Genomic DNA, 11792 nt, shown 5'->3' with positions numbered 1-11792 from the left:
CAAAAGGAATTGCCCACTTCGGGATAATATTTTTACTCATTGTATATACGGGTCAGGGGTCCGCGATGCTGGTCAGCGACCTGCTGATCAGCGAGGTGATGGCCAATCCGGTTGCATTACCAGATGCGCGCGGCGAATGGTTCGAACTTTATAACCCAACCGATCAAGAAATCAATCTGCGCGATATCACGATCGGCGACGATGACCGCGACCGTCACAAGATCGAAACCGACCTGTTGATTATGCCGAGCGAGTACCTGACGCTTGCCCGGAGTGTCGATCCGGGATTCGTGCCTGATTATGTTTATAACAATTTCACGCTCGGTAACGGGGCGGATGAAATTGTCTTTGGCAATGGTATAACAGAATTGCTGCGCCTGGATTACGGCGCCGGTTTCGTCGAAGCGGGGCGATCGAGCGAGTTGTTTCGTTTACCCATGCTAGCGTCAAACTATGGCCCCACACTGACATCACATACCTTCGGCCCCGGCGATATTGGAACACCGGGTCTGGCAGGAAGTGCCATTGCCGGCGTTTACACAGTGCCGCTACCCGCCATGATCTGGCTCTTCCCTAGCGGCTTCCTCGCCATGCTTGTGGCAACCATATTATCAGGCCGTACACCTGCTTATCCGCTATCTCAAATCGTCATCCCTGGATTTAAAATTGCCATCCCCGGCACCAAAATTGTCATCCCGCGGCTTGACCGCGGGATCCACCAGCCATGAAGAAATCCCACTACACCTACATCCTGGCCAGCAAACGCCACGGCGCCCTATACATCGGTATGACCCCCGATCTTGCAGGATGCGTCCTGGACCATAAATGCAATCTAATAGCTGGTATAACCAGCCAATACGCAATTCATCGACTGGTCTATTTCGAACGCCACGAAGATATCGCTTTGGCATCTCAGCACGAAACTGCAATCAAGAAAATGCACCGACTCTGGAAACTCGATCTAATAGAGCAGCAAAATCCCGAATGGCACGACCTTTATGACGACATCGCCCCCAAATTTGTCATCCCGCGGCTCGACCCGAAGCGTCGGACCGGCGGGATCCAGTAAACATGAACAAAACCTATTACACATACATAATGGCCAGTAAAAGAAATGGAGCACTTTACGTTGGAGTCACATCGGACCTAAATAAACGCGTCTATGAGCATAAGAATGACCTTAAGTTGTCGGATTTACCAAAAAGTACAGGATTCACCATCTGGTCTACTTTAAGCAACATGAGGATGTAACAGCTGCAATACACCACGAAAAACGACTCAAGGAATGGCAACGAAAATGGATACTAGCATTGATCGAAACTAGTAATCCTCAATGGACTGACCTTTATTAATGAGATTACTGGATCCCGTGGTTAAACCGCGGGATGACATACTCCTCTGTCATACCGCGGCTTGACCCTATACGTCGGACCGGCGGATTTATAGTCACCAAGAGACACGGGATGACAGATTGCTTATATTTCAGAAACTTGATCTGAAGCTTCGGCGCAGCGGTGTCGTATTGTTTGCTAAAGGTCCTTTAGCTTGCGGTTCGCACCTGGGTCGCCACTACTGTTGGGTGTTTTGTGAACCGATCGATTGAGCAGCTTACAGTAGCTATGCTAGCTTCGTTGATTAAGAGCTGCTTGCGTAAGTGCAGATCGGTTAGAATTCAGTTAGCGAATAGCTTTATCTCAGGCATCTTCAAGAGGAAAGATCCTGTAATAGCGAAATAGTTCTTCTTGCTTACCGGGAAAAGAATTGGAATTATTTTTATCACTGGGTTTTGTCAGCTTTTTAGCAAGCGGGATTGCGTACCTGTTTTTGCTGGTCATCTACTTTATTGGTATTCGGAAGCAAACCAATAAATCTTTATTATTACTGATCGTTGTAACGCTGGCCTGGAGCGCAACGCTGACGCTAAGCCAGGTCGGTCCGTCGTTATCCTTCAAGCTAATAACGATCGCCGAGTTTCTGCGTTATTTCGTCTGGTTCCACATCCTCCAACGTGCCGCAGGTTACTTCATCGAAGGGCCAACCAAGTATCAAATCTCGAATCCCCTGTCGCCAATCAACGTGGGAATTTTATTCCTCGTGGCACTTGTTTTCCTGGGCCTCAATGATGAACTGGTCTCATTCTTCAAGATGGAGGTGCCCACGATAATCCTAATTAGCTGGATGCTGGGTTTTTCGGTTCTGGGATTATTATTGATCGAACAGGTGCTTCGAAACACCGCCGAGGCTGATCGATACAGCATTAAATTACTTTGTATTAGTGCTGCTGCCATCTTTGTTTATGATTTTTTTGTATTTTCAAACGCATTGCTGTTACAACGAATCGATTATGATTTCTGGAGTGCACGCGGCATTGTGAATGTAATTGCGATTCCTACCTTGCTTTTGGCTGCAGTCAGGAATCCGAGGATGGCGCCGGATATACATATCTCCAGAAAATTCGTTCTCCACTCGACTACATTATTTGCAACCGGATTGTATCTGCTGGTGATGGCATTGGCCGGTTATTACATCAAGGGAACCAGTGCAGAGTGGGGCAAACTGGCTCAGGCCTCCTTCCTTTTGGCCACGCTGGTATTACTCGCGGTGTTATTCTTTTCCACAGACATCAGAACCCGTTTTAGAAGATACCTGAGTTACAGTTTTCAGAATAAATATGACTACCGTGAAGAATGGGACCGATTCTCGCAAACAATTTTAACCCACGATCCCAGCGTCTCAATTTACCAGAGAGCGATTCAGGCGGCGGGACAAATTGTCGATAGCAAGGGCGGAGCGTTGTGGATCCGGGATGAACATTTGTTCGTCTACAAAGCAGCCTGGAAAACGGATCCCGTCAGCACAGACTCCGAAAAAAATGATTCGGCGTTGATTAAAGCTATAAGAAACAAGCAAGGGATGCTTACGGTTGCCGAATTATCCAGAGAACTAAACAAGTCCGGAGAGACCAACCACTGGGTGCTATCGAATCCACGCAGCTGGCTGATTCTTCCACTGGAGATTAACGAGGAACTATTCGGATACATTCACCTGGAGCAGCCACGGGTAAAACAAACTCTGGATATAGAGGATAAAGATCTTTTAAAAACAGTGACTGATCACGTCGCCCTCGCACTTTTCCTGAACGAAGCCGATGCACGACTGCAGGTTGCTCAACGCTTTAAGGACCTGGATCAAATGACGGCTTTCCTGGTGCATGACTTGAAGACGGTGTTCAGCCAGTTATCGCTACTGGTTGAAAACGCAAGCTCGCATAAACGAAATCCTGAATTTATTGACGACATGATCGACACCGTCAGCCATACAACTCAGAAAATGCAAAGGCTGCTGGAACAGCTGCGAGACCCGGAAAAGGAAATTACCTTGATGAAATTTCCTTTAATCCCGCTTCTAGAGGAAATTGTAGCGTCATATCAACATCTACCCGTCGACGTTGCGATGATTAGTGATCTTGATAGGACTCCAACGATACGAGTAGACCGGCAGCAATTGATGTCGGCCATCAGGCACATTGTCCAAAATGGAGTAGAATCAACCAACAAGGATGGCCGGGTTAAAATTGTTACAAGGTGCCCCGGGAAATCTGAAATCGAGCTTGTCATTGAAGATAATGGCGTGGGTATGACGATAGAGTTTATTAATAATAGACTTTTCAAACCATTTGAAAGCACTAAGGGTGTTTCGGGTATGGGTGTGGGGGTCTATCAGAGCCGCGAATTTATTCGATCAATTGACGGAGATGTCACAGTCACCAGTGAACCAGGCGTTGGCACCCGTTTTAAAATTTTATTACCGGTCGAATATGAATAAGAAATTACTTGTTATTGAAGATGATCCCGGCCTGCGCTCGCAGCTTAAGTGGTGTTTTGAAAATTTTGAAGTGCTGCAAGCCGAAGATATGGAAACCGCTGCCAGGCAACTCGAGAAGCATAATCCTTCGGTCGTCACCCTCGACCTGGGTTTGCCACCTGACCCCGGCGGGGTTACGGTTGGGCTTTCGATCCTGGAAAAAATAATAACCGATTATCCAGAGACTAAAGTCATTGTGGTTACCGGCCAGGAGGACCGGGAAAATGCATTAAAGGCGATTTCAATGGGCGCTTATGATTTTTTTCATAAACCCATCGACGCGAAAATTCTGCCGCTTGTCGCAGAAAGAGCCTATCACTTGCATCAGATAGAGCATGAGAACAGGGTTTTGCAGGAGCAGAAAAATACCTCGCCGCTCGATGGGGTGATTACCTCCAGTCCCGCGATGTTGAAAGTTTGCGAAATGGTCGAAAAAATTGCGCCCAGCAATCTGAGTGCGCTAATTTTCGGTGAGAGTGGTACCGGCAAAGAATTGATTGCGCGCGCAATTCATCGCCTCAGTGGGTACTCGGAGGGCAACTTCGTTGCGATAAATTGTGCCGCCATTCCCGAGAACCTGCTCGAGAGTGAATTGTTTGGCCATGAAAAAGGTTCGTTTACCGGCGCTACCAGCCAAAAGAAAGGAAAGGTAGAAATGGCTGATGGCGGGACGCTATTTCTCGATGAAATCGGCGACATGCCGGTTGAATTGCAGTCCAAAGTGCTGCGTTTTCTGCAGGAGCGTGTTATCGAGCGGGTCGGTGGCACGAAGGAAATCCCGGTTGATGTACGCGTCGTCTGTGCAACCCATCGACCCATGAACGAGATGATCCAGGAGAAGAGTTTTCGGGAAGACTTGTACTTTCGCATCAGCGATATCACGATCGAGTTACCACCGTTGCGGGAAAGGGATGATGATATCGTCGTCCTCGCCCGGGTGTTCCTGGAAAAATATGCAACCGAACAGGGGAAGAAGATCCATGGTTTGAGCCAGGCGACTGAAAATACATTGCTTGACTATGAGTGCCGGGGCAATGTTCGCGAACTGGAAAAGATTATACGCCGGGCCGTCATCATGACTGAAGAATCCTATCTTCAACCGCAGGACTTACAGCTCAAAAATGATCCGGGTAGGGTTCCAGAGAATGATGACGAGGCAGAACAAGCGCTTAACCTGGCGCTGGCCCGGAGTATTGCCGAAAAACGGACTATTTTGCGCGCGTTGGATCAGGTTGAAGGTAATATTTCAAAGGCTGCGAAGCTACTTGAAATATCACGGCCGACGTTATATTCGCTGATCGAACGACTCAAAATCGAGATTGACGAATAAATCGCGCTGTCCCTGCGCAAAGCATTAAAACATCTCAAGATGACCACTAAAGTGTGACTTGCCTAGCAACGCTGGTATTAACTGGGGCTGTTATCTGGCCTAGGATTAGAGCTTTTGATAGGATGCTACGTTTATTTATTGAAAAATCGAAGGTTTGGTGCATATCTACCTTGCGTTCGGTAGACTTGTATAACTCTAATCAGCTAACGGAATAAACCATGATCCGTATGAATATAATGATACCCATGGTATTGCTTACAACATTACTCGGTTGCTCTTCACCCGGTGGTAAGCTTTTACCTAACACTCAGCCAAGCCAGTCAACCAGTTATGTTGTTGGCCCGGGTGACCAGCTGCAGATTTTCGTCTGGCGCAACCCTGAATTGTCTTCCAATGTAATTGTGCGCCCCGATGGAAAGATTTCCTCTCCCTTGATTACCGAGTTAGAAGTGACCGGACTGGAAGCACCGGTGATCGGCGGTCTGATCGAGGCTGAGCTATCTCAGTATATCCGCACACCGCGGGTTACGGTCATTGTTTCAAGTTTCAACAGTACCGTAAATCAGCAGATCCGTGTTATTGGCAATGCCACCAATCCGATGGTAATACCTTACCGTGCTGGCATGACACTGCTGGACGTTATGATCGCGGTCCAGGGATTATCCGAGTTTGCCGATGGTGACAATGCAAAGTTGATCCGCAAGGAAAACGGGGTCGACACGGCTTACGTTATCAAACTGGACTCACTGATCAATGATGGGGACATCAGCATGAATCGGGCAGTACTACCGGGGGACACGATCATAATCCCCGAATCCTCGTTTTAGTAGAATTTAAATATACACTCCATGGAAGAGCTGGGCGATCTAAAAGAGCAATTACTGCACTACGCACGCGGTATCTGGAAGAATCGCTGGCTCGCGATTTTGATTGCATGGGTTGTATTGATCGCTGGTTTTATCTACGTTGATCAGATCAAGAATCGATATAAGGCTGAAACCAAGGTTTACATCGACTCCACTTCGGTGCTGAAACCCCTTTTGCGCGGCCTCGCGATAGAGACTGATTTTGAAGCGACGGTTCAGCTTATGGTCCGCCAGCTGCTCAGCAGGCCAAACCTGGAAAGGGCGATCCTAATCATGGATATGGATCTCAATGTTGATGGACCTACGCAGATGGAAGGATTGGTAGAGAGCATCGGTAATCGAGTCAATATTTCGGCCGACCCGAAAAGTGGAATTTACACGCTTACGTACACCGATACCAGCCGGACCAAAGCCAGGCAAATGGTGCAGACATTGCTCGATATTTTTGTCGAGGATACCCTCGGTAAATCGGTTACCGAATCCGACTCGGCAATTGAGTTCCTGGATAACCAGATCGAGAAATATGACAGCCTGTTGCGAGAAGCGGAAGAACGACGTGAAAGCTTTATACGCAAAAATATCGGCTTAATGCCAAGAGACGGCAATAACTACTTCGCGCAACTGCAGGAAACTGAAGCCCAACTTGAGGAGTCCGAGCTGATTTTATCTGAACTTAGAAATCGCAGAAATAAGATAAAATTCCAGATTGATGAACTTAAGTCCCAGGAGGTCGAACAGGGGGCTGTACTCAGAACGGGTCTCGATGAGCGGATCGAAGAGCAGGAGAAGCGGTTGGATGATCTATTACTACTCTATACCGAGGAACACCCTGATGTTATAAATGCACAGCATGTTCTCGATACACTGCGCGAACGAAAAGAAAAAGAGACTATTCATCGGGCTGCGACCAAGTCTATTCTCGATAATCCTGTCTACCAGGAGTTACAAATTTCATTGGGCAAAGCGGAAGCCGATATTTCATCGGTCAATACGCGCGTCAGGTCGGTTCGGAAAAAACAGGCAGAGTTGAAAAAGCTCGTGGATATCGTTCCCAAGATAGAAGCCGAATTACAGCGCCTGAATCGAGATTACGAGGTTCATCGGAAAAATTATACCGAGCTCGTCGCTCGACGTGAGCAAGCCAAGATATCCGAAGATGTCGAGGCTGGCTCGGAACAGGTCAAGTTCAGAATCATCGAACCCCCCTTCGTGCCACAGCGTGCCGATTATCCGAATCGGGCACTATTTGACCTGGTTGTGCTCGTAATTGCGATTGGCACCGGGTATGGAATTAGCCTTTTGTTGTCGTTTTTACAGCCGGTTTTTTATAGCCCGAGGGAATTGATGACGCATATAGGCGGGTCGGTTCTCGGTGCAATTAGCAAATTCGATACGCCCAGTGTGATCAGCAAGCGGCGCATGAACGTAGTGCTGTTCGGTTTCGTGAACCTGGTGTTCCTGGGTAGTGCCGGATTTATTACCTATCTGCATTCGCAGGGAATCTTGATACTCTGGCGGTTAAAGGATCTGGTAATGTAATCATGGGTATTTTCACCAGGACAAAAAAAATAATCCGCAATGAAGATCCCGAGGGCGAGGGGAAAAAGTTGAATAAATCCCTTCCCGCCACAAAAAAGGATTCCGACATGGCATACCTGCCTGGTGAGGGTGATCCTTTGGATATTAGCGAAATCTCTTTGCTTGATATCGATATTCGGTTGGACAAGGATTTATCAAATTATGAAGATCAGACCAATGTTCCACGATACGCGGATTTAGAACTTGATATTGACCTGACCAGCCCCGGTAACCGGGAGCCTTCACATGTCGAAGACCAGGTCTTGACAATAAATCCAACCCGCTCCTTTTCACATCAAATTGATGTCGATCTGAAAAAATTGAGTATGGCAGGATTTATCACGCCCGATAACGTCAGCACCGAATTGTCCAACACCTTCCGGCAGCTGAAACGACCGGTAATCAATAATGTAAAAGGTAAGGGTGCGACGGTGTTGGACAACGCCAACATGGTCATGGTTACCAGCTCAGTCGCCGAAGAAGGGAAGACGTTCTCTGCGATCAACATGGCGATGAGTATAGCGATGGAGACGGATAACAAGGTTTTATTGATAGATGCTGATATCAGCAAACCTTCGCACCACGAGTTTTTTGGGATCGAAATGAAAAATGGACTGACTGATTTCCTGATGGGTCGAGTTAAGGATCTCAGCGAGATTATATACAAAACAAATATCCCTTCCCTGTCATTGATGTTTGCGGGCAGCAAAACACCACACGCGGTGGAGCTGTTTGCCAGCACGGCAATGGAGAACCTGATTAGTGAACTGTCTAAACGCTATGACGACAGGGTTATTGTTTTTGATTCGGCTCCACTGTTGCTGCCGACTGAAGCCAGCGTCCTGGCGTCCCACATGGGACAAATTATTCTAATCATCGAGGCCGAGAAAACCCGGCACGAAATGGTAAAGCGAAGCATGGAAATGCTGTCAAACCGAATCGTGTTGCTGGTGCTCAACAAGATGCGCGAGAAAAATGTACTGGGTGCTTACGGTCCATATGGCAAGTATGAAGAATAGTGAGTTCTGTTTTCGATTCGAATGGGCGAAACTTGCACGCATTGGTCAACGGAACCTGATTCTATCGGCCCTGGTATGGATCACATTGCCAAATGTCACTTACGCAAACACTGAGATAGTTCCCTTTGTCTCCATCAGGGGTTCGCTAGTCGATAACGAGACCGATACCCTGAACGAGTCCGGTTATATAACCACCGTGGCCCCGGGCATTAGCGTGGTTGCAATGGGTGCCAGGTCTAGCCTGCGACTCGATTACCTGGTAAATGTCGTAAACAGCCAGGATCTCGACCAGGACGACGAGGAGGTGCATGAATTAAATTTCTTATCCAGTTATCAGCACAGCCCGGGCAAATGGCAGAGTTCGCTGAGGGCGAGCAGCCAATTGACCAACATCGACATCAATGGTGTACAGAATGTCAATCCTGATTTTATCGACGATAATTCGGAAGAATTACGCACGATTGTGTTCAATACGACAGTTACCGACAGGGTGACCGAAACGATTCAGTATCGGGCCGACCTGAGCGCGGACTATGCGGATTATGCCGATTCCGACACAGACGATACCGATGGGCATAGATTAGAGCTTGCTCTAGATAATTTCCGCTCACCTAATGATTTCACCTGGAGCACTCGATTAAATCGCCAGGTAGAGGGCCTGGACGATGACGATGAGCAAATCGACACGCTTAATGTCAACCTTCGCTATCAGCTTAATCGGGTATGGGGTTCTTTTTTCGATGTTACCCGAACCGAGACTGACTTTTCAGAATTTGACGACGATCAAAAGTTGGTTGGATTGACCTGGCAACCAAGCAGCCGAACCTCGGTCAGCTTCGGTGCTGGCGAACGAGGTGACGATAATAGTTACAGTCTTGATGCCGTACATACTGTGCAACATGTGTCATTCTCGGCTAATTACCTAGAAGAAATCACCACTTCGCGTACATATACTTTGAATCAACTGCAATCAGATCAGCTTGCCCAGGCCACAACCCGATCGATATCGATCCTGCCGGTGCTACAAAAGCGCGCATCGCTGAATTTTGCGGTGACGGGAAATTATTCAACTTTCCTGACCTCGATCTTTCAAACCGATCGATCAGAGGAAAACACTGCGCTGGATGAAAGGATCACTGGTATAAGAGTATCTTTTACCCGCGAGATAGGCCCGCGCGATGATTTCAGGGTGAGCCTGCTGGGGCAGGAAAGTGAAGACGAGGAAATCAACGATCTCACGGAACTAACGCTGACATACACCAGGCTACATTCGAATTCTGAAACAATTAATATTACATTAGACCTGACGAACCAGGATTCGACGCTTGATAGCAGCGAATACGAACGAGCCGTGTTCAGCGCTGAGTATCGCGTTACCTTTTAAACGGGGCCGAGTTGATCGCAGTGTGGTACCGTTCACGGTGAAGTACCGGAAGTTTTGGACTTGAAAAAATCTACACGACACACGAAGCCCGCAGTCTTTCGACCGGAAGATTTGCATACTACCGGGGGGGTTACGCTATCTCGTGAACCCTATCACACACTGATCCTGAATAATCATTAGGATGGAATCGGTTTCATGATTCTCTTCGATGGGCAAGTTGGTATAATCTGCGTCGCTTCACAACTTGGCGACACCAGGCTGCATTCAGAAAACTATCTACCGGGTACAAGAAAGTGAAAATATTTGTTCATACCGCAATTCTAGTTTGCATGATCTGTTTAGGCGCGGGATGCACCCAGGAACGCAGTTCCGAGGAATACATAAAGAGCGGGATGGTCTATCTGGATAAAAAGGAATGGAATAGTGCCATTATCGAATTCAAGAACGCGGTAAATCAGGCTCCCGAAAATGCAAGCGCGAGGGTGGCTCTCGGGAAGGCATACCTGGAAACACAAAATAGTGCCTCAGCAATTAAGGAACTCAACAAGGCTATCGACCTCGGTTACGATAAAACCGATTTATCGGTACCCCTGGGGAAGGCTTATCTTCGAGCGGGTGAAAGTCAAAAAATAATAGACGAAGTTGTACTTGCCGATACCCAGACGGCTACCGATCAGGCAACGATAAACGCCTTTCGGGGCCTCGCCCACTTGATGCTTGGTGACAGGAAGGCTGCCAGCGAAGCTCTGGAAAAAGCATCTGACCGGGACGGGGAGGCGACCGAGGTAAGGCTCGCCTGGGCGGTCTTTGAAAATGTAAACGGAAATATCGAGGCACAGGAGCGATGGCTGTTGCCCCTGCTGGAGCACGAAGGTGGGGTAGCCGAGGCCTGGAGTCAAATGGGGGAGCTAGAGCAGCGTAAAAACAACCTGGATGCCGCGGAAAAGGCTTATAGCCGGGCGATTGAAATAAGAAAAAGTCCTCACTTTGACTCCGTACGACGTGCCATGGTCAGAATCTCGCTCGATGACATCGAAGGGGCCGAATCCGATATAGATTATTTGAAGAAAGCCGGTGCGAACTGGCCGATGCTGGCACATGCCGAGGGTTTAATCGACTTCAAGGCTAAGAATTATCGGGATGCCCAGGCGCATTTTCTCGCGGCACTGTCGCAAGCTCCGAGTTATCCTCCCGCACAGTTTATGGCCGGATTATCCAGTTTCTATCAGCAAAATTACCAGAATACAATTAGTTACCTGGAACAATATTTTGTCAGTAATCCGGACAACATCCAGGCACGGCTGGTTTATGCCACCTCGTTACTGGCGATACAAAATTCCGAAAAGGCGCTGGAAGTGCTGCAAGATCTCGATAAGAAAGTGCCCAATAATTTTCGAGTTTTATCGTTATTGAGCGATGCTTATCTCAAGGAAGGCAAGTCCGTCGAAAGTCTCGAGACTTTGCAAAGAGCTGTTAAAGCCAAACCCGACCAGGCAAGTACGCGTTTGCAGTTGGGAAGTTCGCTGATCAGGAATCCCGATACCGTTGGTATTGGTCAACAGGAACTCAAAAGGGCACTCGAACTTGACCCAAATCTTAAGCAGGCCAAGTTAGCCTTGTTCATGAGTTATATCAGGGAAAAACAGTTTTCTCAGGCTCTAGAGACGGCAAAAGATATTGACAACTCATTTCGTGATCAATCGCTTGGAGCAAACCTGGTTGCGCTGACCTACCTGGCGCAAGGCAAGAGT

9 protein-coding genes and 1 pseudogene are annotated in these 11792 nt (G+C 47.9%); all 10 read left to right on the top strand.

Translation table 11 applies throughout. The features are described 5' to 3' along the window. The first annotated feature begins 65 nt into the window (after nucleotides 1-65). Nucleotides 66-728: a lamin tail domain-containing protein gene (locus tag OES20_17845; protein MDH3636557.1), complete on the top strand. Its 663-nt coding sequence runs from the start codon at nucleotides 66-68 to the stop codon at nucleotides 726-728. Beyond that, a complete protein-coding gene (locus tag OES20_17840; GenBank protein MDH3636556.1) occupies nucleotides 725-1069 on the top strand; it encodes a GIY-YIG nuclease family protein in 345 nt (114 codons plus the stop codon). Before OES20_17845 ends, OES20_17840 begins: the two co-directional genes overlap by 4 nt. A gap of 2 nt (nucleotides 1070-1071) precedes the next feature. Next, a pseudogene (locus OES20_17835) lies at nucleotides 1072-1352 on the top strand (GIY-YIG nuclease family protein). A 409-nt stretch (nucleotides 1353-1761) separates the two neighbouring features. Further along, nucleotides 1762-3825: a PEP-CTERM system histidine kinase PrsK gene (gene prsK, locus OES20_17830; GenBank protein MDH3636555.1), complete on the top strand. Its 2064-nt coding sequence runs from the start codon at nucleotides 1762-1764 to the stop codon at nucleotides 3823-3825. Further along, nucleotides 3818-5194, top strand: coding sequence for a PEP-CTERM-box response regulator transcription factor (gene prsR, locus OES20_17825; GenBank protein ID MDH3636554.1), 1377 nt, complete (start codon nucleotides 3818-3820; stop codon nucleotides 5192-5194). The genes prsK and prsR overlap by 8 nt, the downstream gene beginning before the upstream one ends. A gap of 227 nt (nucleotides 5195-5421) precedes the next feature. Next, nucleotides 5422-6021, top strand: a complete 600-nt coding sequence (locus OES20_17820) for a polysaccharide biosynthesis/export family protein (protein MDH3636553.1) — start codon at nucleotides 5422-5424, stop codon at nucleotides 6019-6021. A 21-nt stretch (nucleotides 6022-6042) separates the two neighbouring features. Next, nucleotides 6043-7599 (top strand): Wzz/FepE/Etk N-terminal domain-containing protein, encoded by a 1557-nt coding sequence (locus tag OES20_17815; GenBank protein MDH3636552.1) that lies wholly within the window; start codon nucleotides 6043-6045, stop codon nucleotides 7597-7599. A 107-nt stretch (nucleotides 7600-7706) separates the two neighbouring features. Further along, on the top strand, nucleotides 7707-8657 hold the full coding sequence (locus OES20_17810; GenBank protein ID MDH3636551.1) for an XrtA-associated tyrosine autokinase: 951 nt from the start codon (nucleotides 7707-7709) through the stop codon (nucleotides 8655-8657). Then, nucleotides 8647-10041, top strand: a complete 1395-nt coding sequence (locus tag OES20_17805) for a hypothetical protein (protein MDH3636550.1) — start codon at nucleotides 8647-8649, stop codon at nucleotides 10039-10041. Before OES20_17810 ends, OES20_17805 begins: the two co-directional genes overlap by 11 nt. Nucleotides 10042-10334: 293 nt before the next feature. After that, nucleotides 10335-11792 (top strand): PEP-CTERM system TPR-repeat protein PrsT (gene prsT, locus OES20_17800; GenBank protein MDH3636549.1); only part of this gene is annotated, 1458 nt, incomplete at its 3' end.

The sequence above is a fragment of the Gammaproteobacteria bacterium genome, from assembly GCA_029862005.1.
In the GTDB taxonomy this organism is placed as follows: Bacteria; Pseudomonadota; Gammaproteobacteria.
Note: the sequence above shows the minus strand (reverse complement) of the source record. Positions and strands in the feature narration are given on the sequence as shown.

What these genes read in the sequence shown, in the direction of transcription:
- OES20_17845 (MDH3636557.1), top strand. Translation starts at nt 66, where the DNA reads ATGCTGGTCAGCGACCTGCTGATCAGCGAGGTGATGGCCAATCCGGTT.
- OES20_17840 (MDH3636556.1), top strand. Translation starts at nt 725, where the DNA reads ATGAAGAAATCCCACTACACCTACATCCTGGCCAGCAAACGCCACGGC.
- prsR (MDH3636554.1), top strand. Translation starts at nt 3,818, where the DNA reads ATGAATAAGAAATTACTTGTTATTGAAGATGATCCCGGCCTGCGCTCG.
- OES20_17820 (MDH3636553.1), top strand. Translation starts at nt 5,422, where the DNA reads ATGAATATAATGATACCCATGGTATTGCTTACAACATTACTCGGTTGC.
- OES20_17815 (MDH3636552.1), top strand. Translation starts at nt 6,043, where the DNA reads ATGGAAGAGCTGGGCGATCTAAAAGAGCAATTACTGCACTACGCACGC.
- OES20_17810 (MDH3636551.1), top strand. Translation starts at nt 7,707, where the DNA reads ATGGCATACCTGCCTGGTGAGGGTGATCCTTTGGATATTAGCGAAATC.
- OES20_17805 (MDH3636550.1), top strand. Translation starts at nt 8,647, where the DNA reads ATGAAGAATAGTGAGTTCTGTTTTCGATTCGAATGGGCGAAACTTGCA.